Origin of the sequence: Micromonospora sp. FIMYZ51, assembly GCF_038246755.1 — a bacterium.
Lineage (GTDB): Bacteria > Actinomycetota > Actinomycetes > Mycobacteriales > Micromonosporaceae > Micromonospora.
This window is the reverse complement of sequence record NZ_CP134706.1, coordinates 975254-997989: the sequence shown is the minus strand read 5'-3', so window position 1 is coordinate 997989 and position 22736 is coordinate 975254. Positions and strand designations below refer to the sequence as shown.

General features: G+C 71.5%; 22 protein-coding genes. 13 read left to right on the top strand and 9 right to left on the bottom strand.

Going from position 1 to position 22736, the window contains the following annotated elements; genetic code table 11:
* Positions 1-52 precede the first annotated feature (52 nt).
* A complete protein-coding gene (locus QQG74_RS04845) occupies positions 53-346 on the bottom strand; it encodes a hypothetical protein (RefSeq protein ID WP_341719087.1) in 294 nt (97 codons plus the stop codon).
* Positions 347-394: 48 nt separating this feature from the next.
* Positions 395-1276: a mycothiol conjugate amidase Mca gene (gene mca, locus QQG74_RS04840; RefSeq protein WP_341719086.1), complete on the bottom strand. Its 882-nt coding sequence runs from the start codon at positions 1274-1276 to the stop codon at positions 395-397.
* 203 nt (positions 1277-1479) lie between these two features.
* Here mca and QQG74_RS04835 point away from each other — a divergent pair, with 203 nt between their 5' ends.
* A complete protein-coding gene (locus QQG74_RS04835; RefSeq protein WP_341719085.1) occupies positions 1480-1914 on the top strand; it encodes a DUF4307 domain-containing protein in 435 nt (144 codons plus the stop codon).
* A 184-nt stretch (positions 1915-2098) separates the two neighbouring features.
* Complete coding sequence (gene greA, locus QQG74_RS04830; protein WP_341719084.1) at positions 2099-2596, top strand: transcription elongation factor GreA; 498 nt, start codon at positions 2099-2101, stop codon at positions 2594-2596.
* Between the two features lie 130 nt (positions 2597-2726).
* On the opposite strand, the gene ilvA is transcribed toward greA, so the two are convergent.
* From ilvA to QQG74_RS04815, 3 genes are read right to left on the bottom strand one after another with little or no spacing between them, the layout of a single operon-like run.
* The gene (gene ilvA / locus QQG74_RS04825; protein ID WP_341719083.1) at positions 2727-3947 is read right to left on the bottom strand and encodes a threonine ammonia-lyase; all 1221 of its coding nucleotides are present in this window, start codon (positions 3945-3947) and stop codon (positions 2727-2729) included.
* Positions 3948-3999: 52 nt separating this feature from the next.
* Entirely contained in the window at positions 4000-5409 is a 1410-nt protein-coding gene (locus tag QQG74_RS04820; protein WP_341719082.1) for an amidase family protein, read from the bottom strand.
* Positions 5410-5425: 16 nt separating this feature from the next.
* A complete protein-coding gene (locus tag QQG74_RS04815; protein WP_341719081.1) occupies positions 5426-6568 on the bottom strand; it encodes a cystathionine gamma-synthase in 1143 nt (380 codons plus the stop codon).
* 117 nt (positions 6569-6685) lie between these two features.
* Between QQG74_RS04815 and QQG74_RS04810 the strand changes: the two genes are divergently transcribed.
* The 7 genes from QQG74_RS04810 (at position 6686) to QQG74_RS04780 (ending at position 14993) form a co-directional block, all read left to right on the top strand.
* Entirely contained in the window at positions 6686-7111 is a 426-nt protein-coding gene (locus tag QQG74_RS04810; RefSeq protein WP_341719080.1) for an HIT family protein, read from the top strand.
* Positions 7112-7279: 168 nt separating this feature from the next.
* A complete protein-coding gene (gene msrA, locus QQG74_RS04805) occupies positions 7280-7942 on the top strand; it encodes a peptide-methionine (S)-S-oxide reductase MsrA (RefSeq protein ID WP_341719079.1) in 663 nt (220 codons plus the stop codon).
* A gap of 240 nt (positions 7943-8182) precedes the next feature.
* Complete coding sequence (locus QQG74_RS04800; RefSeq protein ID WP_341719078.1) at positions 8183-9967, top strand: N-acetylglutaminylglutamine amidotransferase; 1785 nt, start codon at positions 8183-8185, stop codon at positions 9965-9967.
* Positions 9968-9969: 2 nt separating this feature from the next.
* Positions 9970-11850, top strand: a complete 1881-nt coding sequence (ngg, locus tag QQG74_RS04795; protein ID WP_341719077.1) for an N-acetylglutaminylglutamine synthetase — start codon at positions 9970-9972, stop codon at positions 11848-11850.
* Positions 11847-13040: an osmoprotectant NAGGN system M42 family peptidase gene (locus tag QQG74_RS04790; RefSeq protein WP_341719076.1), complete on the top strand. Its 1194-nt coding sequence runs from the start codon at positions 11847-11849 to the stop codon at positions 13038-13040. Before ngg ends, QQG74_RS04790 begins: the two co-directional genes overlap by 4 nt.
* Before the next feature lie 514 nt (positions 13041-13554).
* The gene (locus tag QQG74_RS04785; protein ID WP_341719075.1) at positions 13555-14484 is read left to right on the top strand and encodes a ribonuclease Z; all 930 of its coding nucleotides are present in this window, start codon (positions 13555-13557) and stop codon (positions 14482-14484) included.
* Positions 14481-14993 (top strand): GNAT family N-acetyltransferase, encoded by a 513-nt coding sequence (locus QQG74_RS04780; RefSeq protein ID WP_341719074.1) that lies wholly within the window; start codon positions 14481-14483, stop codon positions 14991-14993. Before QQG74_RS04785 ends, QQG74_RS04780 begins: the two co-directional genes overlap by 4 nt.
* A gap of 135 nt (positions 14994-15128) precedes the next feature.
* On the opposite strand, the gene QQG74_RS04775 is transcribed toward QQG74_RS04780, so the two are convergent.
* Entirely contained in the window at positions 15129-16499 is a 1371-nt protein-coding gene (locus tag QQG74_RS04775) for a cystathionine beta-synthase (RefSeq protein ID WP_341719073.1), read from the bottom strand.
* Positions 16500-16582: 83 nt separating this feature from the next.
* A complete protein-coding gene (locus QQG74_RS04770) occupies positions 16583-16939 on the bottom strand; it encodes a YkvA family protein (protein WP_341719072.1) in 357 nt (118 codons plus the stop codon).
* A gap of 140 nt (positions 16940-17079) precedes the next feature.
* On the opposite strand from QQG74_RS04770, the gene QQG74_RS04765 reads away from it, so the two are divergent.
* The 3 genes from QQG74_RS04765 to QQG74_RS04755 all read left to right on the top strand — a co-directional run bounded on the left by QQG74_RS04765 (position 17080) and on the right by QQG74_RS04755 (position 20383).
* Positions 17080-18132 carry an SGNH/GDSL hydrolase family protein gene (locus QQG74_RS04765; RefSeq protein WP_341719071.1) on the top strand — a complete coding sequence of 351 codons (1053 nt, stop codon included), beginning with the start codon at positions 17080-17082 and terminating at the stop codon, positions 18130-18132.
* Positions 18133-18181: 49 nt separating this feature from the next.
* On the top strand, positions 18182-18973 hold the full coding sequence (locus QQG74_RS04760; protein ID WP_341719070.1) for an SGNH/GDSL hydrolase family protein: 792 nt from the start codon (positions 18182-18184) through the stop codon (positions 18971-18973).
* 150 nt (positions 18974-19123) lie between these two features.
* Positions 19124-20383 (top strand): acetyl-CoA C-acetyltransferase, encoded by a 1260-nt coding sequence (locus QQG74_RS04755; RefSeq protein ID WP_341719068.1) that lies wholly within the window; start codon positions 19124-19126, stop codon positions 20381-20383.
* Between the two features lie 131 nt (positions 20384-20514).
* Here QQG74_RS04755 and QQG74_RS04750 read toward each other — a convergent pair whose 3' ends face one another.
* Entirely contained in the window at positions 20515-20850 is a 336-nt protein-coding gene (locus tag QQG74_RS04750) for a hypothetical protein (RefSeq protein WP_341719067.1), read from the bottom strand.
* A 247-nt stretch (positions 20851-21097) separates the two neighbouring features.
* Positions 21098-21931: a Bax inhibitor-1/YccA family protein gene (locus QQG74_RS04745; RefSeq protein ID WP_341719066.1), complete on the bottom strand. Its 834-nt coding sequence runs from the start codon at positions 21929-21931 to the stop codon at positions 21098-21100.
* A gap of 286 nt (positions 21932-22217) precedes the next feature.
* Here QQG74_RS04745 and QQG74_RS04740 point away from each other — a divergent pair, with 286 nt between their 5' ends.
* Entirely contained in the window at positions 22218-22733 is a 516-nt protein-coding gene (locus tag QQG74_RS04740; RefSeq protein WP_341719065.1) for an NUDIX domain-containing protein, read from the top strand.
* Positions 22734-22736: the final 3 nt, after the last annotated feature.

The following is a 22736-nucleotide window of genomic DNA, read 5'->3' as shown; positions in this document are numbered from 1 at the left end:
CGATGGCCGCAACAGGGGGCGACCATCCGGTTCGGCGTGAATCATGCCCCGATCAGGCGTCGCGACGCTGCTGGCGCCCGTTGGCGGCGTCTGCGGATGAATCCGCCGTGACGGTCCCATCTGTCGGATCACCGACCGTCTGGTCCGTCGCGGACGAATCACCAGCGGCGTTCTCCGCGGGGAAACGATCGGGCAGCCGGCGCAGCCGGGCGTTCATGTTGCGGATCAACAGCACGGTGACGGTGCCCAGCACCAGGATGAGGAAGAGGCCCATCGGGCCGGCCAGGCCACCCGTGCGGGTGTCCCCGAAATTGTTCTGGGCGAGCACCTGGGCAACGGTCAGCATGGGAATCCTCCGAACAGCGGCGTGCGACCAGGGTAGCCCGCCGCCGGATCAGCGGGCATGCGCCGTCTCCCGAACCCCGGCGAACAGGTCGGACTCGGGCAGTGGGCTGTCGACGAGCGACCGGACCAGCTGGAAATCCTCGGTCGGCCAGGCGCGCTGCTGCAACTCCATCGGCACCTGGAACCAGAAGCCGTCCGGGTCGACCTGGGTGGCGTGGGCACGCAGCGCGTCGTCGCGGACCGGGAAGTAGTCGGCGCACTCGACCCGGGTGGTGATCCGGGGCCCCTTGTCCGGCCGGTCCTCCCAGCGGGTCAGCCACTCCGCGTACGGCGATTCCACGCCGGCGGCCAGGATCGCCTCGTGCAGCGCCAGGATCTTGCCCTTGGAGAAACCGATGTCGTAGTAGAGCTTCAGTGGCTGCCACGGCTCACCCAGCTCCGGGTAACGCTCCGCGTCGCCAGCGGCCTCGAAGGCCGCCACGCTGATCTTGTGGCACATGATGTGGTCCGGGTGCGGGTAGCCGCCCTCCTCGTCGTACGTGGTGACGACGTGTGGCCGGAACTGCCGCATCAGGCGCACCAGCGGGCCGGCGGCCACGTCGACGTCCTGAAGGGCGAAACAGCCCTCCGGCAGCGGCGGCAGCGGGTCGCCCTCGGGCAGGCCCGAGTCGACGAAGCCGAGCCACGCCTGCTCGATGCCGAGGATCGCCCGGGCCGCGTCCATCTCGGCCCGACGGATCTCGGCGATGTTGGCCCACACGTCGGGCCGGTCGAGCTTCGGGTTGAGCACGCTGCCGCGCTCCCCACCGGTGCACGTCACGACAAGCACGTCCACCCCCTCGGCCACGTACTTCGCCGTGGTCGCGGCGCCCTTGCTCGACTCGTCGTCGGGATGCGCGTGGACGGCCATGAGTCGAAGTTGCTCTGCCAACGTCGGCGCTCCTCGTCTCTGCCCACCGGCGGACCCACCCCGGGCCAACCGTTGACCTGCCGGATTACTCCCCCGTCGCGGTGCCGGCCCGCACTGGCTGTCATATTTGACAGCAGCAGTTCTGCACCGAGCCGGGCAGGAATGACGGATCTCCGCCATTCTTGCCGATGCCGCCGACAACAACGCCAGGGAGATACCCGCCGGTGACCGAGACGCACGCCACACTTCCGCCGGGCGCGCCGGTGTTCCCGCCGGGCCGGTACGGCCACCGACGGGCCCCCCGCCGCCGCCGGCCGGTGCTGACCGCGCTGCTGGTGGTCGCCGCGCTCGCGGTGCTCACCGTGATCTCGGCCCGGCTCTACCGGCAGTACGGCGATCCCACGTACGACGCCCAGGTGATCACCTACTCGGACATCACCGACAACCAGGTCGTGGTCGACTTCCGGGTGCACCTGCCCGAGGGTGGGTCCGCGGTGTGCGTACTACGGGCCCGGGACCACGCCGGTGCCGAACTGGCCCGCGAAGAGGTGCCGGTCTCCGCCGCCGAGGGGCAGCGCCAGGTCACCGTCCGGCACCGCCTCACCACCACCGCCCGGCCCTTCATCGGTGAGGTGGTCCGCTGCCGGCCGCCCGCCTGAGGCCGCGCCCCGCGTCCCCCGGAGACCACCGGTCGCCCGCCTGAGGCCGCGCCCGGGTTCCCGGTTTCGGTGTGCCGGTGCCCACCGACGCACCGGACGTGATCGCCGACACTCCTTGTCGTGGGGCACTGGTAACTTGGAGGTTCACCTGTCAGCCAGCACGCACAACTGAGGAGGACCGCCTGTGTCCAATGGCAACGAGGCGCCCGCCACCTGGCTGTCCCAGGACGCGTACGACCGCCTGAAGGCCGAGCTCGACGAGTTGATCGCCAACCGGCCGATCATCGCCGCCGAGATCAACGCCCGGCGTGAGGAAGGCGACCTGCGCGAGAACGGCGGATACCACGCCGCGCGCGAGGAGCAGGGCAAGGCCGAGGGGCGCATCCTCTACCTCAAGGAGCTGCTCCGCACCGCCCAGGTCGGCGAGGCGCCGACCGTCGACGCCGTGGCGCCCGGGATGGTCGTGACGATCTACTTCGACGACGACGCCGACGACACAGAGACGTTCCTGCTCGGCTCCCGCGAGATCGCCTCGACCACCGACCTCACCGTCTACAGCCCGGAGTCGGCGCTCGGCCAGGCGATCCTGGGCGGCAAGGCCGGGCAGACCTGCACCTACACCGCGCCCAGCGGCGCGGACATCAAGGTGACGGTGGTCAGCTTCGAGCCGTTCTCCGGCTGACCCGCCGGTCCGGCCGCACGACCGGCTGACCCACCGGTCCGGCCGCACGACCGGCTGACCCACCGGTCCGGCCGAGCGACCGAAGGTATGCGGCGCGCGACACGCAGAGGCGTGGCACCCCGTGCGGGTGTCACGCCTCTGGCGCGATCGTCACCTGGTAGCCGCTGGCCCGCAGCGCAGTGATCAGCGTCTCCGAGTGCTCGACCCCCCGGGTCTCCACCGACAACGCCACCTCCACCTCGCCGAGGCGCAGGTGCGGGTGGGCCCGCTGGTGCTCCACGTCCACCACGTTGGCGCGCTGGTCGGCGATCTCGCGCAGCAGCGAGGCGAGTTGTCCCGGCTGGTCGGGGCAACGGACGGTGACCCGCAGGTAGCGACCGGCCGCCGCCAGACCGTGCTCGATCACCCGAAGCATCAGCAGCGGGTCGATGTTGCCGCCGCTCAACACGGCCACCACCGGTGTCGTCACGTCGACCGCGCCGGCCAGCAACGCCGCCACGCCCGCGGCCCCGGCCGGCTCCACCACCTGCTTGCCGCGTTCCAGCAGCATGAGCAGGGCCCGGGAGATGTCCTCCTCGGTAACGGTGACGATCTCGTCGACCAGCTTGCGGACGTGCGCGAACGTGACCTCGCCCGGCCGGCCGACCGCGATGCCGTCGGCGATGGTGGCGAAGGTGTCCAGGCGCACCGGCTCGCCGGCCAGCAGCGAGGGCGGGAACGCCGCCGCCTCCGCCGCCTGTACGCCGATCACCCGGACATCCGGGCGCAGCGCCTTGGCCGCCACCGCCATCCCGGAGACCAGCCCGCCGCCACCGACCCCGGTGACGATCGTCTGCACCTCGGGGCACTGCTCCAGGATCTCCATCGCCACCGTGCCCTGCCCGGCGATCACGTCGGGATGGTCGAACGGATGGATCAGCACCGCGCCGGTGCGTTCGGCGAACGCCTGCGCCGCGACCAGTGCCTCGTCCACAGTGGCCCCGAAGAGCTCCACCTGGGCGCCGTACCGCTTGGTGGCCGCCACCTTCGGCAACGTCGCGTTCACCGGCATGAAGACGGTGGCCCGGGTACCGACCAGCCCGGCGGCGAGGGCCACCCCCTGGGCGTGGTTGCCGGCGCTCGCCGCGACCACTCCCCGGGCCCGCTCCCGCTCCGACAGCCGCGCGATCCGCACGTAGGCACCACGCACCTTGTACGAGCCTGCCCGTTGCAGGTTCTCGCACTTGAGCCACGCCGGTCCGCCGAGCACGTCGGTGAGCGGGCGGGAGGGCTCCAGCGGGGTGGTGCGGGTGACACCGGTGAGCAGTGCCCGCGCGGCCCGCACCTCGTCGAGGCTGACCAGTTCCGTCATGCCCCGATCGTGCCACCCGCCCCGCCGGGCCCGACCGGCGGAGCTGTGGCGATCAGGTGCCGGCGGATCCTCCCGTGCCGACCCGGGGATAACCGGGGGCGTGCCGCGGCCACGGGGCGGCCATCTCGAACTGGCCGGCGACGCCGAGCAGCAGCAGCTCCGAGCCGGGCGGGCCGACCAGCTGCACGGCCAGCGGCAACCCGTCCGGGCGGCGCCCCACCGGGACCACCAGGGCGGGCAGGCCGGCGATGTTCCAGGGCGCCGCGTACGGGGCGTACCGGATGTTGGCCAGCATGTTCGCTCGCCAGGAGCGGGCCGACCAGCTGGTGGCCGGCGGAGGCGTGGCGGCCAGCGCCGGGGTGAGCAGCAGGTCCACCGAGTGGTCGGCGAAGAACCCGATCGACCGTTCCCGCCAGGCGAGCCGGTCGGCCTCCCGGACGTACCCGCGCCGCGTCGCCCACTCGCCGAACCGGACGTGCCGGCGGCTGCGGGGTTGCAGGGTGCGCCGGTCGATCCCGGCGGCCTGGACATCCGCCGCGGCGGCGGCGAACCAGGTGGCGACGCCCTTCAGCCCGAGGGCGGTCGGGTAGACCGGGTCCGCCGGCACGGTGTCGTGCCCGGCTCCGGCGAGCAACCGGCCGGCGGCGGCGACCGCGTCCCGGTTCGGCGCGTCGGGCGCGACGCCGCGCACCGGAGACCGCAACGACACCCCGACCCGCAGCCGCTGCGGTGGAACGAGCTTCTCCTGGGCGCGGCCGGCGAGCACCCGGAAGCCGACCGCCGCGTCGGCCACCGTGGTGCTGAGGATCCCGTGTTCGGTCAGCCCGAACCAGTCCTCGGCACCGAGTTGGCAGGGCACCACACCGCGGCCAGGCTTCAGGCCGATCAGGCCGCAGCAGGCCGCCGGGATACGGATCGAGCCGAGTCCGTCGTTGCCGTGCGCGATCGGCACCAGCCCGGCCGCCACCGCCGCCGCCGCGCCACCGGACGAGCCACCGGGAGTCCGGTCCAGGTCCCACGGGTTGCGGGTGACCGCGGTGTCGTCGTCGGTGACCGCCCAGAGGCCAAGCTCGGGCATCCGGGTGACCCCGAGGATCACCGCACCGGCGCCGCGTAGCCGGCGGACCACCTCGTGGTCGGCCTCCGCCACCGGGGTACGCACCGCAGCCGAACCGTTCCAGGTGGGCATGCCGGCCACCGGGGTGTTCTCCTTGACCGCTACCGGCACCCCGGCCAGCGGAAGGTTGGCCAGGTCCTCCTGCTCGTCCACCTTCTCCGCCTCGGTCACCGCCTCCCCACCGCGTACCACGCGGAAGGCGGCGAGGTCGGCGTCGGCCTTGGCCACGTGGTCGAGGTGGTCGGCCAGGACCTGGGTGGCGGAGACGTCTCCCCGGCGTACGCCCCGGGCGATCTGTTTGGCGGTCGCCCCCACCCAGGTCGGCATGATGTCCTGCACGGCCACCCTCCCCAGCCAGCGGTCAGCCCAGTGCCTGCTCCAGATCGGCGAGCAGGTCTTCGACCGTCTCGATGCCGACAGACAGTCGCACGAGATCGCCGGGAACTTCAAGCGGCGAGCCGGCAGCGCTCGCGTGTGTCATCCGGCCCGGGTGCTCGATCAGGGATTCCACCCCGCCGAGCGACTCGGCGAGCACGAAAAGCTTGGCCCGGTTGCAGATCTCGACAGCGTGCTCCTCGCCGCCGGCCGCCCGAAACGAGATCATCCCGCCGAACCGGCGCATCTGCTTGGCCGCCACCTCGTGCCCGGGATGCGCGGCGAGCCCCGGGTAGAGCACCTCGCTGACCTTGGCGTGCCCGTCCAGGTAGGTGGCGATCCGCTCGGCGTTGTCACAGTGCCGGTCCATCCGTACGCCGAGGGTCTTGATGCCGCGCAGGGTGAGCCAGGCGTCGAACGGGCCGTTTACCGCGCCCATCGCGTTCTGGTGGTAGCGCAACTCCTCGCCGAGCGCGGCGTCCGCCGCCACCAGTGCCCCGCCCACCACGTCCGAGTGCCCGCCGAGGTACTTCGTGGTGGAGTGCACCACCACGTCCGCGCCGAGGGTGATCGGCTGTTGCAGGTACGGCGAGGCGAAGGTGTTGTCGACCACCAGCAGCGCACCGGCGTCGTGTGCGACGGCGGCGAGGGTGGCGATGTCGGCGATGCCGAGCAGCGGGTTTGTCGGCGTCTCCAGCCAGACGACCTTGGTGCTGCCGGGCCGGATCGCGGCCCGCACGGCCTCCGGGTCGGAGATCTTCGCCGGGGTGTACGCCAGCCCCCACCGCTGCGCCACCTTGGCGAAGAGCCGGTACGTGCCGCCGTACGCATCATCGGGGATGACCACGTGGTCACCCGGTGCGCAGACGGTACGCAGCAGCGCGTCCTCGGCGGCCAGCCCGCTGGCGAAGGCCAGCCCGACCGGCCCACCCTCAAGCGCGGCCAGGCACTCCTGGAGCGCGTCCCGGGTCGGGTTGCCGGACCGGCTGTACTCGTACCCGAGCCGGGGCGAGCCGACGGCATCCTGGGCGTACGTGCTGGTCTGGTAGATCGGTGGGATCACCGCGCCGGTGCGGGCCTCCGGGTCCTGGCCGGCGTGGATCGCGAGCGTATCGAAACCGTGGTTCATGACGCAGACGTTAGTCCTCCGGGCCGCCCCACCGACCGGCCATGGCACCCGCCGGTCGACAGCGGCGCCCGCGATCGCCTGCGCGGGGCTGAACGGTCGCGGGGGTACGGTCGGCCAGTGGCGAGTTGTGTGTTCTGCGGGATCGTGGCGGGTGAGGTGCCGGCGTTCCGGGTGGTCGACGAGCCGGACGGGGTGGCGTTCCTGGACACCCGGCCGGTGTTCAAGGGGCACCTGCTGGTGGTGCCCCGCAGCCACGTGGTCACCCTCGCCGACCTGCCGCCGGATTCCCTCGCCGGTTACTTCGGGCTGGTCCGGCGGCTCGCCGTCGCGGTCGAGGCCGGGTTGGCGGCTGGTGGCACCTTCGTGGCAATGAACAACAAGGTGTCCCAGTCCGTGCCGCACCTGCACACGCATGTGGTGCCCCGGACCAAGGGCGACGGCCTGCGCGGCTTCTTCTGGCCGCGTACCCGCTACGCCGACGACGCCGATGCCGCCACGTACGCCGACCGCATCCGCACCGCCCTCTCCACCGATCCGGCCTGACGAGCTTGTACCCGAAATTGTTCGTTCAGATTTCTTCCCCGCTGCCGAACAAATTCGGTCCGCTCGGACCTGAGGGCGGCGGGGGCGGGCCTGACCGGTGGCGGGGCGGGTAAGGAAGTGGGGTCCGCCGGTGTTGCACGCGGGGAAGGGTACGAAAGGAGTTCCACCGTGTTCCTCCGCCGCCTGAAGGCCGAGATGATTTCCCCTGACCGGGCCCTGCCCGGCCGCCCGATCGCGATGCCGGTCGCCGACCGGCACGAGGTGCTCGGCACCCCGCTGAAGGGCCCGTTCCCCGAGGGCACGCAGGTCGCGGTCTTCGGAATGGGGTGTTTCTGGGGGGCCGAGCGGCTGTTCTGGACCCTGCCCGGCGTCTTCACCACTTCGGCCGGCTACGCGGGTGGCTACACCCCGAACCCCACCTACGAGGAGGTGTGCTCCGGCGAGACCGGGCACGCCGAGGTGGTGCAGGTGGTGTACGACCCCACCAGGATCAGCTATGAGGACCTGCTCAAGGTCTTCTGGGAGAACCACGACCCGACCCAGGGCATGCGCCAGGGCAACGACGTGGGCACCCAGTACCGCTCCACGATCTACGCCACCACCGACGATCAGCTCGCCACCGCGCAGGCGTCCCGGGACGCGTTCGCGCCGATCGTGGCCCGGGCCGGCAAGGGCGAGATCACCACCGAGATCGGCCGGCTGGGCGACTATTTCCTGGCCGAGGACTACCACCAGCAGTATCTGGCACCCACGAAGAACCCGAACGGCTACTGCAACCACGGCCCGAACGGACTGAGCTGCCCGGTCGGGGTGGCCCGTACCGCCGGCTGAGGTCGTCGCGCGGGGTCGGCGCAGTGGTCGTCGACCCCGTACGGATGACTTGTGCGGTTCTTGTCACACCTGTGCGGCTCGCGTAAGCCTCGCAGCCGGGCCGCGATGGGCGGAAATGGCGTCTGAGGGCTTCCCATGTCACGGCAATTGCTCGCGGGGCGCGGATTCTAGCAAGGCTGTTACACGACCGTCATGGTCTCAACAGGCGAATCGCAACATCCTCTGGCAGCATTTGCTGGCATGTGCGGACTGGCAGGGGAGTTCCGGCGGGACGGGTCACGCGCCGACGTCGCTGCGGTGGAGTCGATGGCGGCCACCATGAGCGATCGTGGGCCCGACGACAGCGGGGTCTGGTCCCAGGGCGCGACCGCGCTCGGCCACCGCCGGCTGAAGATCATTGACTTGTCCGCCGCCAGCGGCCAGCCCATCGTCGACTCCGCGGCCGGCCTGACCGGCGTCTTCAACGGCTGCATCTACAACTACCGGGAGTTGCGCGCCGAACTGGCGGCCAAGGGCCACCGGTTCTTCTCCAACGGCGACAGCGAGGTCGTGATCAAGGCGTACGCCGAGTGGGGGCTCGACTTCGTCGACCACCTGGTCGGCATGTTCGCCGTGGCGATCAGCGAGCGGGACACCGGGCGCCTGGTGCTCGCCCGGGACCGGCTCGGCATCAAGCCGCTCTACCTCGCCGAGTCGCCCGGCGTGGTGCGCTTCGCCAGCACCCTGCCCGCCCTGCTGGCCGGCGGTAGCGTGGACACCACGATCGACCCGGTGGCGCTGGCCCACTACCTCAGCTTCCACAGCATCGTGCCGCCGCCGCGCACCATCCTGCGCGGGGTGAGCAAGCTGCCCCCGGCCACCGTCCGGGTCTACGAGGCCGACGGGCGCAGCCACGAGCGGGTCTACTGGGACCCGCCGTTCCTGCGCCGCAGCGAGCACGCCGGCTGGTCGGAGAAGGACTGGCAGGACGCGCTGCTCGAATCCCTGACCACCGCCGTACGCCGACGGATGGTCGCCGACGTGCCGGTCGGCGTACTGCTCTCCGGTGGCCTGGACTCCAGCCTGGTGGTGGCCCTGCTCGCCGGGGAGGGACAGCGCGGGCTCTCCACCTTCTCCATCGGCTTCGACGCGGTCGGCGGCCGGGAGGGCGACGAGTTCCGCTACTCCGACGTGGTGGCCAAGACCTTCGACACCGACCATCACCAGATCCGGGTCGCCGCCGGGGATCTGGTGCCCCCGCTGGAGGCCGCCGTCGCGGCCATGAGCGAGCCCATGGTCAGCCACGACTGCGTGGCGTTCTACCTGCTCAGCCGGGAGGTCTCCCGGCACGTGAAGGTGGTGCAGTCCGGCCAGGGCGCCGACGAGATCCTGGGCGGCTACCACTGGTACCCGCCGCTGCACCGGGTCGACCGCGAGCAGGCCCTGGACACGTACGCCCGGGCCTTCTTCGACCGCGACGCCGCCGGCCTGGCCCGGGTGCTCAACCCGGACTGGCTCGCGGCGGGAGACCCGGCCCGGGAGTTCGTCGCCGCACACCTGGGCCGCCCCGGTGCGCAGACCGCCGTCGACGCCGGCCTGCGCATCGACACCCAGATCATGCTGACCGACGACCCGGTGAAGCGGGTCGACAACATGACCATGGCGCACGGGCTGGAGGCCCGGGTGCCGTTCCTGGATCACGAGTTCGTGGAACTGGCCGCCGCCTGCCCGCCCGAGCTGAAGCTCGCCCAGGGCGGCAAGGGCGTACTCAAGGAGATCGGCCGCCGGGTGCTGCCGCACGAGGTGATCGACCGGCCGAAGGGTTACTTCCCGGTGCCGGGCCTCACCCACCTGGAGGGCAAGCTCCTCGACCGGGTACGCGACGCGCTGCACGCGCCCGAGGCCCGCCGCCGCGACCTGTACCGCACCGATTACGTCAACGCCCTGCTCGACGCTCCCAACGCCGAACTGACCCCGTTGAACGGAAACAAGCTGTGGCAACTCGGACTCCTGGAAATGTGGCTCCAGAGCCACGGAATCGACTGAGCATGACCGGCACCCTGGCCACCGGGGTGGCCCGGACCGACCGCGGTCGAGGCGCGGGACGACGGTACGAGCGGATCGGGCCGGGGGGTGATCCGATCGCCGCCGGCGGCACCGAGACGGACACCGAGCGCCCACCCGGCGACGAAGGTGTGGTGCTCGACTGCGGCTGGGGCCGGCTGGTCTTCGGGCAGACCTTCCCCGATCAGGCCGCCGTGGCCGACGTGCTGCGTTCCGAGGCGGCCGGTGCCCGGGACATCTGCATCTACCTGCGCGACCCGCACGTCCTGGTCTCCCGGCTGCCCGACGAGCTGTTCATCGACCCGTCGCTCACCTACCGGCTGCCGCTCGGTGGTGCCCGCCGACGCGCCGGTGGGACCAGCGAGGAGGCCGGCACCGCCGACACCCCGGCGCCCGTCGACAGCGGGCCGGAGCTGCCCGGAGTACGCATCCGCCGGCTGCGCGACGCCGCCGACGCGGACGCGGTCAACCGGATCTACGCGGCCAACGGCATGGTCACCGCACCGGTCGACACGCTTGTCGACAACGCCGCCACCGATCGCTTCCTGCACCTGGTGGCGGAGGCGACGACCGGTGAGATCGTCGGCACCATCACCGGCATCGACCACGTGGCGGTCTTCGACGACCCGGACAACGGCGCCAGTCTCTGGTGCCTGACTGTCGACTTCAACCAGGCACCGCCCGGCACCGGCCAGGCGCTCATCACCGAACTGGCCACCCGCCTGGTCGCCCGGGGCCGGGCGTACGTGGACCTGTCGGTGCTGGCCGAGAACGCCGGGGCGATCCGGCTCTACGAGCGGCTCGGCTTCTACCGCACCGCCACGCTCTGCGTGAAGCGGAAGAATCCGATCAACGAGCGGCTGTTCCTGCCCGCCATGCCGGCCGGCTACGACCAGCTCAACCCGTACGCGAAGATCGTCGCCGACGAGGCGATGCGGCGGGGCATCCGGGTGGAGGTGACCGACCCGGAATGGGGTGAGCTGCGGCTGACCAGTGGTGGCCGGACGATCCTCACCCGCGAGTCGCTCTCCGAGCTGACCTCGGCGGTGGCGATGAGCCGCTGCGACGACAAGCGGGTCACCCGCCGGATCCTGACCGAAGCCGGCCTCTCGGTGCCGCGCGGGCGCACCGCCACCGGAGACGCCGCCGACGCCGAGTTCCTGGCCGAAGTGGGTCAGCTGGTGGTCAAGCCGGCCCGGGGCGAGCAGGGCAACGGCATCACGGTGGGCGTACGCACCCCCGAGGCGCTGGCCGCCGCCGTCGAGCTGGCCGCCCGGTTCTGCCCCGAGGTGCTGCTGGAGGAGCTCTGCACCGGTGAAGACCTGCGGGTTGTGATGATCGACCACGAGGTGGTGGCCGCGGCGGTACGCCGACCGGCCGCGATCACCGGCGACGGCGTGCACGACATCGCCGAGCTGATCGAGCGACAGAGCCGCCGCCGCGCCGCCGCCACCGGTGGGGAGTCCCGCATCCCGCTTGACGACATGACCCGGGAGGTGGTCGCCGAGGCCGGCTACGAGTTCCACGACGTGCTGCCGGAAGGGGAGATGCTTGTGGTGCGCCGGACCGCCAACCTGCACACCGGCGGCACCATCCACGACGTCACCGGCGAGCTGCATCCGGTGATCGCCGAGGCGTGCGTGGCCGCCAGCCGGGCGCTGGACATCCCGGTGACCGGCCTCGACCTGCTGGTGCCCGCTCCCGACCAGCCCGAACACGTCTTCATCGAGGCCAACGAGCGGCCCGGGTTGGCCAACCACGAACCGCAGCCCACCGCCGAACGCTTCGTGGACCTGCTCTTTCCCGGGACTCGGGCACCGCAACGGCTGTGGACCCCGGCGGGTGCGGCAACATCACAGGCATGACCGTACGCAAGATCCTCCCGCTGCCGATCGACCTGGACTACCTGCGTCAGGTGCTGCTCGAGCTGCTGGACATTCCCAGCCCCTCCGGGCGTACCGACCACGTGCAGCAGTACGTGGGTGAGCGGCTCTCGGCGCTCGGCATCCCGTCCACGCTTACCCGCCGGGGCGCGCTGAGCGCCTGCCTGCCCGGTCCCCGGCAGACCGGCGCGGACCGGGCGATCGTGGTGCACACCGACACCATCGGCGGGATGGTCAAGCGGCTGAAGGAGAACGGTCGGCTGGAGTTGAAGCAGATCGGTACGCACAGCGCCCGGTTCGCCGAGGGTGCGCACGTACGGATCTTCACCGACGACCTGGAGCGGGTGATCACCGGTCAGGTCCTGCCGCTCAAGGCCAGCGGGCACCGCTACAACGACGCCGTCGACGAGCAGGGCATCGGCTGGGAGCAGGTCGAGGTACGCGTCGACGAGCCGGTGGAGGACATCGCCGGCCTGCGTGCGCTCGGCATCGACGCGGGCGACTTCGTGGCGTTCCTGCCCAACCCGACGATCACCCCCAGCGGGTTCGTCAAGTCCCGGCACCTGGACGACAAGGCCGGGGTGGCTGCCGTGCTCACCGCGATCAAGGCCCTGGTCGACGCCCGGGTGACGCCGGCGGTCAGCGCGCACCTGCTGATCACCGTGACCGAGGAGATCGGCCACGGCGCGTCGCACGGCCTCGACCCGGACGTCGCCGAGATCGTCTCGGTGGACGCGGCGGTGGTCGCGCCGGGGCAGCAGTCCCGGGAGGACGCCGCCACCCTGGCGATGGGCGACGGGGTGGGTCCCTTCGACTACCACCTCACCCGCAACCTGGCCGCGATCGCCCGGGATCACGACGTGGACCTGGTCCGGGACGTCTTCGACTACTACCGCTCGGACGTGGCGGCGGCGGTGGAGGCGGGTGCCCACGCCCGGGTGGCCCTGGTCGGCTTCGGTGTCGACGCCACCCACGGCCACGAACGGACCCACCTGGAAGGGCTCCGCCACCTGACCCAACTGCTCTGCCTCTATCTGCAAAGCGACCTGGTCTTCCCGGAATGGGACGCCGAACCCGAGGGCGACCTGGCCGACTTCCCGTCCCTGTCGGTGCAGCCGGCCAGCGAGGACGGCCCCCGGGAGGGCCCGATCGGCATCGCCCCCACCTCCTGAGGCGCCTCCCGCCGTCGGCGACCGGGTCGGGCCGCCGCCAGATGTGATCGAAATCCGTTGCCGCCGGGGTCGACGCTGGATAGCGTGGCGGTACACGGGAAAGGAGGTGGTCCAGACTTGTATAGCAATCGGACTCGTGAGGTGGCTGTCCGCTAGCCGCTGTCCTCGACAGTGCGTCCACCCCTGTGGGTGGGCACGGTAAGAGTCGTCGAGACCGTGTGGCAGCGGTGCGGCGAATCCACGACAAGCCACCCGACCCCCGGGGTGCCGGCCCAGTCCAGCCGGCCCGCGTCAACGCGGAAGCCCCGGGGGTCGCTTCATGCCCGGGGTCGCTAAATGCCCAGGGGTCGCTGCACGCTCCGGGGTCGCTCAATGCCCAGGGTCGCGGCACGCTCCCGGGTCGCTCAATGCCCAGGGTCGCGGCATGCTCCCGGGTCGCTCAATGCCCAGGGTCGCGGCATGCTCCCGGGTCGCTCAATGCCCCGGCTCGGTCGGGCCAGCGTGGGAGGTCGACGTGTCAATGCGCGAGCTGGTGGTGCTCGGTACGGCCAGCCAGGCCCCGACCCGGGCCCGCAACCACAACGGGTACGTGCTGCGCTGGGACGACGAGGTGATCCTCTTCGACCCGGGCGAGGGCAGCCAGCGGCAGTTGCTGCACACCGGCGTCACCGCCACCGACCTGACCCGGATCTGCGTCACCCACTTCCACGGCGACCACTGCCTCGGGCTACCCGGCACCATCCAGCGGCTCTCCCTGGACCGGGTACCGCATCCGGTGGCGGTGCACTTCCCGGCCGAGGGCACCGAATACTTCGCCCGGCTGCGGCACGCCAGCTCCTTCCACGAGACCGCCGAACTGGCCGTGGCGCCGATCGAGACCGACGGGCAACGGATCGCGTTGCGCTGCGGCACCCTGGAGGCGCGCCGGCTGCGCCACCCGATCGACACGTACGGCTATCGGCTGATCGAGCCCGACGGGTACCGGATGGTGCCGGAGCGGCTGGCCGCGTACGGCATCGGCGGGCCGGCGGTCGGCGAGTTGCAGCGCGTCGGTCACCTCGACCACGACGGGCGCCGCGTCACCCGAGCGGAGGTGAGCGTGCCCCGGCCCGGGCAGCGGTTCGCCTTCGTGATGGACACCGGCCTCTGCGACGCCGTGTACGCGCTGGCCGAGCAGGCCGACCTGCTGGTGATCGAGGCGACCTTCCTGGCCTCCGAGACCGCGCTCGCCGCCGAGGTCGGGCACCTCACCGCCGGCCAGGCCGCGCGGGTGGCGGCCGAGTCGGGGGTACGCCGCCTGGTGCTCACCCACTTCTCCCAGCGGTACGCCGACCCGGCCCGCTTCGCAGACGAGGCCCGCGCCCACTTCGACGGCGACCTGGTGATCGCCGAGGATCTGACCACGATTCAGGTTCCACCCCGACGGGTACCCTCGGGAGAGTGATCGTCACCCTCCGTCCGGCGACCGCCGGTGACCTGATGGCGGTGGGTGCCCTGCACCAGCGGTCCCGGATCGCCGCGTACTCCGCCTTCCTGCCGCCCGCCGCGCTGGTCCACCCCACACCCGAGGCCATGGGCAGCTACTGGGTGACCCGATGGGAGCACGAGCAGACCGACCACCGGATGACCGTCGCCGAGCGGGCCGGCACCCTCGTCGGCTTCAGCTACCTCGGCCCCGACGACGAGGGCGACCCGGTCACCGGACTGCTCAACGCCATACATCTGGAGCCGACCGAACGCGGCCGGGGCATCGGCCGCGCCCTGATGATCGACGCGCTGTCCGCCATGCAGGCGCGCGGCTGGCACCACGCCGCGCTCTGGGTGCTGCGCGACAACACCCACGCCCGCCGCTTCTACGAGCGCGGCGGCTGGCAGCCGACCGGGGCGGAGCGGGCGGAGATGATCGGCAACGCCCCCACCCCCCAACTCCGCTACACCCGCACTTTGGGGTAAGGAAGGGCCCCCTTTTAACGCCTGCGGTAGAGGAAGGGCCCCCTATTAACACTCGATCTGCTGATTTCGCGGCCGGGCGTTAAAAGGGGGCCCCTGCTATGCACGAGGCGTTAAAAGGGGGCCCTTCCTTACCGCTCAGCGGGCGCCGAGGTGGGCGAGCAGGTCCTGGCGGGTGAGGACGCCCTTGGGCTTCCCGTCGATCAGCACCAGCGCGGCATCGGACTTCTCCAGCAGGTTGACCGCCTCGCTTACCGGCTGACCGCCACCGATCATCGGCAGCGGCGGTGCCATGTGCCGCTCGATCGTGTCGTGCAGGTGGGCCTGACCGGTGAAGAGCGCGTCGAGCAGGTCCTTCTCCGCGATCGAGCCGGCCACCTCGCCGGTCACCACCGGCGGCTCGGCCTTGAGCACGGGCAACTGCGAGACGCCGTACTCGCGCATGTAGTCGACCGCGTCGCGGACCGTCTCGGTCGGGTGTACGTGCACCAGCTCGGGCAGCCCGCCCGGCTTGCCAACCAGCGCCTCCGCCACGGTCGGCTCGGAGCCGGAGTTGTTGAGGAAGCCGTACCGGGCCATCCAGGCGTCGTTGAAGATCTTGGAGAGGTAGCCTCGGCCGCCGTCGGGCAGCAGCACCACGACCAGGTCGTCCGGTCCGGCACTGCGGGCCACCTCCAGCGCGGCCACGGCCGCCATGCCGCAGGAACCGCCGACCAGCAGCCCTTCCTCGCGGGCCAGCCGCCGGGTCATCTCGAAGGACTGCTTGTCCGACACCTCGATGATCTCGTCGGCCACCTCCCGGTCGTACGTTTCCGGCCAGAAGTCCTCACCGACTCCCTCGACCAGGTACGGCCGGCCGGTGCCGCCGGAGTAGACCGAGCCCTCCGGATCCGCCCCGATGATCTTGACCGTGCCGCCGGACGCCTCCTTGAGGTACCGCCCGATGCCGGAGATCGTGCCACCGGTGCCCACCCCCGCGACGAAGTGGGTGATCCGCCCGTCGGTCTGCTTCCACAGCTCGGGGCCGGTGGTCTCGTAGTGCGAACGGGGGTTCGCCGGGTTGGCGTACTGGTTGGGCTTCCAGGCGCCGGGAATCTCCCGGGCCAGCCGGTCGGAGACGTTGTAGTACGAGCGGGGGTCCTCCGGCGCGACGGCGGTCGGGCAGACCACCACCTCCGCGCCGTACGCCCGCAGTACGTCCTGCTTGTCCTGGCTGACCTTGTCCGGGCAGACGAAGACGCAGCGGTAGCCGCGCAGCTGCGCCACCAGGGCCAGCCCCACGCCGGTGTTACCGCTGGTCGGCTCGACGATGGTGCCGCCCGGCCGGAGGATGCCGGCGGCCTCGGCATCCTCCACCATGCGTAGCGCGATCCGGTCCTTCACGGAGCCACCCGGGTTGAGGTACTCCACCTTCGCCAGCACGGTCGCCTGGATGCCCTCGGCGACGTTGCGCAGCCGTACCAGCGGGGTGTTGCCGATCATCTCGACGACGTTGTCGTAGTACTGCACCTCGTTGTGCCCTTCTCCTCCGGCGCCGGCGCCGCAGGCCGGGCGGGTTGCTCTCGGTGATCCCGCGCCCAGGGTACGTCGGGTCAGGGCACCGCGTGCCCGGGGATTACCGAGCTGCGACGAGCCTCCCACTCCAGGAACCGCTCGGTCTCGGCGAGCACCGCGCCGGCCAGCCAGGTGACCATCACCGCGTCGTCGATCAGCCCGAACACCGTGAGGAACATTTCGGGCACCGCGTCGATCGGGGAGACAATGTACGCCGTCGCCGCCGTCATCATGGCCAGCCGCAGGCCGCCGTCGTACTGGCCACGGGCGGTGGCCGCGATCATCCTGGGCAGCGCACCGATCCGCGCGCCGAGCGACGGACCGCCCCGGGCACCGGCGGTCAGCGCCCGGCCCAGCGCCACGAACGCCGCACCCCGCTTCAACGTCTTAGCCATCGTCGTGCTCCTCTCCACGTGCAGCGTGACGACCCGGCGCAACTCTCGATATTCAAGTACCCAATGCAGTCGTTTTCCAGGCACCGGGGACGCCATCGTGACGACAGCGGACCGTCGTACCGGCGCGCTAGTGTCGCGGTGTGGGGGTCGACAAGTACGCCGTACCGAATCGCCCGCGCTGGTCGCGCGCCTGGCGAGTGGCCCGCCTGGCAGCGATCGGCACGACCGCCACGGTAGCGGCTGCGGGGGCGACCACCGGCCTGCTCTTCGGCCAGGCCCGCCAGGCCCGGCGCACCATCCCGATGGCCGAGGCCCCGCCACCGCGTTGCGACGGCGTCTACGGCGCGAAGTTTCCCGGTCCGGCGGTCACCATGGTCATCCTCGGCGACTCCACGGCTGCCGGTTACGGCGTGCACCGCCGACGGGAGACGCCGGGCGCGCTGCTGGCGACCGGGTTGTCCCGCCGGCTTCAACGGCCGGTGCGGCTGCACCGCTTCGCCGTGGTAGGTGCCATCTCGGCGGCGCTCAGGTTCCAGGTCGAGGCCGCCCTGGAGTGCCGACCCGACGTCGCGGTGATCCTGATCGGCGGCAACGACGTGACCAACCGGACGCCGCCCGCCCTGGCCGTGCGCTACCTCGTCGAGGGGGTTCGCGCGCTGCGTGCCGTCGGCGCCGAGGTGGTCGTCGGCACCTGCCCCGACCTGGGCGCGATCCGCCCCATTCAGCCGCCGCTGCGTTGGTTGGCCCGCCGGTGGAGTCGGCAGCTCGCTGCCGCCCAGACGGTCGCCGTCGTCTCGGCCGGCGGCTGGACGGTTTCCCTCGGCGATCTGCTGGGGCCACGCTTCAACGCCGAGCCGGGGCGGATGTTCGCCTGGGACCGCTTCCACCCGTCCGCCGAGGGATATGCCGCAGCCGCCGCCGCGCTGCTACCCACGGTGCTCGCCGCGTTGGGTGCCGGTCCGGAACGGAGACCTTCGCCGATCCGGCTCGAAGGCGTACGGTCATTGCCGAAGGCGGCTCAGGAGGCGGCCCGGCATCCCGGGACGGAGGTCAGCGGGACGCAGCTTCTCGGCAGCAATGTCGGGCCGGCTGGCCGCTGGGCTCGACTGCGCCGCCGGGGGTTCTTCGGTGCCGGCACGGCGTCGCAGCCGACTCCCACCCCCGAATCACAGGCAGTGGAGGGACGCACATGATCGAGCGGATCAGGCGCCCGTACGGCGCCGGCACCCCTGGGACGGCCAGATGAGCAACCTGTCTCCCGGCGCGCAGCTGGCCCGTGCCGCCGGCGTCTCGCTGCTCGCCGGTGCGCTCGGCGGCGCCGCCGTGCTCGCCGGTCAGGCCGTGGTGGCCCGCAACCGCCGCTACGCCCAGCCCGAGCTGGGTCTGGCGCTCCGGGCGACGGTCGGCCGCACCGGCGCCCCGCCGCTGCGGCTGGTGCTGCTCGGCGATTCCTCCGCCCTCGGTGTCGGCGTCGACCGCCTCGGCGACACCATCGGCGGGCAACTGGCCGAGCTGCTCGCCGAGGGGCCGGCCGGGCGGTTGGTGCACCTCTCCAGCGTCGGCGTCTCCGGCTCGCGCTCCACCGACCTGGCCACCCAGGTGGCCCGGGCGCTGCTCGGTGAGCGGCCGGACGTGGCGGTCGTCCTGGTCGGCGCGAACGACGCCACCGACCTGCGTCGTCCGGTCGAGGCCGCCGCCTACCTCGGCGCGGCGGTGCACCGGCTGCGCCAGGCCGGAGTCGAGGTGGTGGTCGGCACCTGCCCGGATCTCGGCGCGGTACGGGCCATCGCGCCACCGCTGCGTCAGGTCGTCGGCTGGGTGGGCCGCCGGGTCGGCCGGGCCCAGACGAGCGCGGTACTCGACGCGGGCGGAACAGTGGTCGACCTGGCCGCCGAGACCGGGCCGGTGTTCCGGGCCGACGCCAACACCTTCTGTCCGGACGGCTACCACCCCTCCGCCGACGGGTACCGGGTCTGGGCACACGCCCTGCTGCCGGCGGTGGCCGCAGCCGCGGCCGTCGCCCAGCGCCGCTGACATCTCCCCACGGCGCTCGCCCAGCGCCGCTGACATCTCCCCCGCAGCGCTCGCCCAGCGCCGCTGACGTCTGTCGCCCAGCGCCGCTGAACATCTTCCCCGGCGCCGGGTTGCTTCCGCGGCATGTTACTCCCGCGTTAACGTTGCGGCATGCCGATTGAGTCGCCCCGCGATGCCGTGATCGTCGCCACCGCCCGCTCCCCCATCGGCCGGGCCCACAAGGGGTCCCTCCGTGACCTCCGCCCGGACGACCTCGCCGCCACCATCGTGCGGTCCGCGCTGGACAAGGTCCCCCAGCTCGATCCACGAGACATCGACGACCTCTACCTCGGCTGCGGCCTGCCCGGTGGCGAGCAGGGCTTCAACATGGCCCGCGTGGTCGCCGTACTGATGGGTCTCGACGGCCTACCCGGTGCCACCCTCACCCGCTACTGTGCGTCCTCGTTGCAGACCACCCGGATGGCGATGCACGCCATCCGGGCCGGCGAGGGCGACGTGTTCGTCTCCGCCGGTGTGGAGGCCGTCTCCCGCTACGCTCGGGGCAACTCCGACCGGCTGCCGTCCGAGGCGCAGTCCCTGATCGGCCGCTGGGAGAACCCACGCTTCGCCGAGGCACAGGCGCGCTCCGAGGCCCGCGCCGAAGCAGACGCCCCGGTCTGGACCGACCCGCGCGAGCAGGACGCGCTGCCCGACGTCTATCTGTCCATGGGACAAACGGCAGAAAACCTGGCCCAGGCGTACGACGTGTCCCGCGCCGACATGGACGCGTTCGGCGTACGCAGCCAGAACCTCGCCGAGCAGGCGATCGCGAAAGGCTTCTGGGCCCGCGAGATCACCCCGGTCAGCACGCCTGACGGCACGGTGGTGAGCACCGACGACGGCCCACGCGCGGGAGTCACCCTGGAGGCGGTCTCCGCCCTCAAACCGGTCTTCCGCCCGGACGGCCGGATCACCGCCGGCAACTGCTGCCCGCTCAACGACGGGGCCGCCGCCGTGGTCGTGATGAGCGCCCAGCGGGCCGAGGAACTGGGCATCACCCCGCTGGCCCGGATCGTCTCCACCGGTGTCACCGCACTGTCCCCGGAGATCATGGGGCTGGGCCCGGTCGAGGCGAGCCGGCAGGCACTCAAGCGCGCCGGCATGACCATCGACGACGTCGACCTGGTCGAGATCAACGAGGCGTTCGCCGCGCAGGTGATCCCGTCGTACCGCCAACTCGGCATCCCCGAGGAGAAGGTGAATGTGATGGGCGGCGCCATCGCCGTCGGTCACCCGTTCGGCATGACCGGCGCCCGGATCACCGGCACGCTGCTCAACGCCCTTCAGTGGCACGACAAGACCATCGGTCTGGAGACCATGTGCGTCGGCGGCGGTCAGGGCATGGCGATGGTCCTCGAACGCCTCAACTGACGGCGAACTGGCCCAGCCGGGCAGCTGCCCAGCACGACGGCAGCCTGGCCGGCACGACGGCGAACTGGCCCGGCCCGGCGGCAGCCTGGCCGGCGGGACGGCTGGCTGGGCCGGCGCGCGGCGACAGCGGGCTAGAGCGCGGTCCGGGTGGCGGCCACCTGGGCCGCCGCTCGGGCCAGGACGTCGTCGGGCGGGCCGGCGGCGAGCAGGTCGGCCGCCACCACCCGAAGCTGGTCGGGCAGGGCCAGGTCGTTGTCGAGCCGGGGTACGTTCCGCCGGGGCTGCCCCTCCGCGTCGGCGGCGAGGTCGGCGATCTCCTGTACCAGCCGATGCACCAGGTTCGCCCGGGGCAGGTTGCCGGCCGAGGCAACGGCCGACCAGCGTGGCTGTTGCCAGTGCCCCACCTGCCGCACCAGCAACTCGACTCCCCGCCCCAGTTCCGTCTCCCCACCCCCAACTCTACGCACCCACCCACCCACCCCCACCCGCCCGCCGCCACCGCCGCCGCCCCCACCCGCTGCCGCTGCCGCTGCCGCTGCCGCTGCCGCTGCTGATCATGCACTTGATGTCGCCAATTCATCCCTTTCGAGGCTTATTCCGCGACCAAAAGTGCAAGATCGACGCTGGCTGGGGGCGCGGCGACGGGCTAGGGAATGACGACGGCGCCCGTTCCCAGGTGGGAGCGGACGCCGGTCGGTCGTCGGGGCGGCGCTGTCAGTCGTCGCCCTGGAAGTAGCTCAGCAGACGCAGCAGCTCGATGTAGAGCCAGATCAGGCTGACCAGGATGCCGAACGCGGCAACCCAGGAGTAGCGCTGCGGCAGCCCCATCCGGACGCCGTCCTCGACCTCCTTGAAGCTGAGCACGAAGCTCAGCGCGGCGACCACGATGCAGACCAGGCTGAACCCGATGGCCAGCGGGCTACCGTCGCGCAGACCGGTGTTGACGCCGAACATCGCCAGCACCAGGTTGATCAGCATGACGGCGAAGAGACCCGCCATCACCGCGATCAGGCCCTTGGTGAACTTCGGCGTGGCCCGGATGACCCGCGCCCGGTAGAGCATGGCCATCACGAAGAAGACGCCGAAGGTGGCGGTCACCGCCTGGAGCACGATGCCGTCGTACATCGACTCGAAGAACTTGCTGATTGCGCCGACCAGAACACCCTCGACGACGGCGTACGCGACGACCAGCGCCGGGTTCGCCATCCGCGAGAACGAAATGATCATGCCGAGCACCAGGCCCACCACGGCCGCGCCGATCCACGCGACGCCAAGCAGTGCGTCCGGGATCAGCACCCAGGCTGCCGCGGCGGCGACACCGACGATGGCCAGGAGCGTGACCGTCTTGACCACCACGTCGTCGATCGACATCGGGGTGACCGCAGGCGGAGCGGACGGGAAGCCCGGCGCGCCGGGGTAACCGGCCTGCGGCGGGTACTGCTGGGGGTATCCGGGCTGTCCGTACGGCCCGGTCGGGGCGTACCCGGCGGCCCGCTCCCGCTCGGCCGCTTGGCCGAGCCGCGCGAGTACCGGGTTCGAAGTCTTCACTGTCAGGCCTCCCTAGGGCGGTCGTGGCGCGTCAACGCGCGCTATAAGAGTAAACGTCCGGGCCAGCCCGTTGGTCATCGGAAAGCTGAGGGAACGCTGAGAGTGCCCGGGTGAGCGGCTCCGCGACCCGGCCCAACGTCGCGACGCGGCCAGCCAGCGTCCCGAGGACGGTCGAAATCCGGACACCCCGCCTGGCCCTGCCGCCCGGGTCGGCAATTGACGGCCATCCCCATCCCGGCCGCCTCTCTGCTTACGCTGAACCAGCCTTCCGATACGAGAGGTGCCGATGACCGAGATCCCGCAGGACCTGCCGATCTTCGAACGCGACGCGGTCCGCATCGTGCTCCGCGACGTGGCCGATCGGATCCTGCTCTTCCACACTCACGAAATCACCGCACCGGAGCTGGGCCAATGGTGGGAGCTTCCCGGTGGCGGGATCGACGAGGGCGAGACGTACCTGGAGGCGGCCCTGCGGGAACTTCGCGAGGAAACCGGAATCTCGATCTCGCCCGAACAGGTCGGCCCGCCAACATGGCGACGAACCTCGTCCTTCCGGCATCGGACCCGTCGACACCTGCAACACGAGGTCGTGGTCGCCGTACCCCTTGATTACAAAGGCGAGGCGATCGACGAAGCCGGGCGTTTCGACTATGAGCGCGAGGATTACTTCGACTACCGATGGTGGCCGATCGCCGAGGTGGTGGCCAGCGCCGAGCAGTTCTACCCGCGACGGCTCCCACAGTTGTTGACCAGGTTCCTGGCCGGCCAGGAGATCGACGAGCCCTTTGAGCTCTGGTCGTGACCA

Bases quoted from the DNA above. Each gene is read 5' to 3' on its own strand.
- QQG74_RS04845 (WP_341719087.1), bottom strand. From the start codon at position 346: ATGCTGACCGTTGCCCAGGTGCTCGCCCAGAACAATTTCGGGGACACC.
- ilvA (WP_341719083.1), bottom strand. From the start codon at position 3,947: ATGACGGAACTGGTCAGCCTCGACGAGGTGCGGGCCGCGCGGGCACTG.
- QQG74_RS04815 (WP_341719081.1), bottom strand. From the start codon at position 6,568: ATGAACCACGGTTTCGATACGCTCGCGATCCACGCCGGCCAGGACCCG.
- QQG74_RS04800 (WP_341719078.1), top strand. From the start codon at position 8,183: ATGTGCGGACTGGCAGGGGAGTTCCGGCGGGACGGGTCACGCGCCGAC.
- ngg (WP_341719077.1), top strand. From the start codon at position 9,970: ATGACCGGCACCCTGGCCACCGGGGTGGCCCGGACCGACCGCGGTCGA.
- QQG74_RS04790 (WP_341719076.1), top strand. From the start codon at position 11,847: ATGACCGTACGCAAGATCCTCCCGCTGCCGATCGACCTGGACTACCTG.
- QQG74_RS04770 (WP_341719072.1), bottom strand. From the start codon at position 16,939: ATGGCTAAGACGTTGAAGCGGGGTGCGGCGTTCGTGGCGCTGGGCCGG.
- QQG74_RS04760 (WP_341719070.1), top strand. From the start codon at position 18,182: ATGAGCAACCTGTCTCCCGGCGCGCAGCTGGCCCGTGCCGCCGGCGTC.
- QQG74_RS04755 (WP_341719068.1), top strand. From the start codon at position 19,124: ATGCCGATTGAGTCGCCCCGCGATGCCGTGATCGTCGCCACCGCCCGC.
- QQG74_RS04740 (WP_341719065.1), top strand. From the start codon at position 22,218: ATGACCGAGATCCCGCAGGACCTGCCGATCTTCGAACGCGACGCGGTC.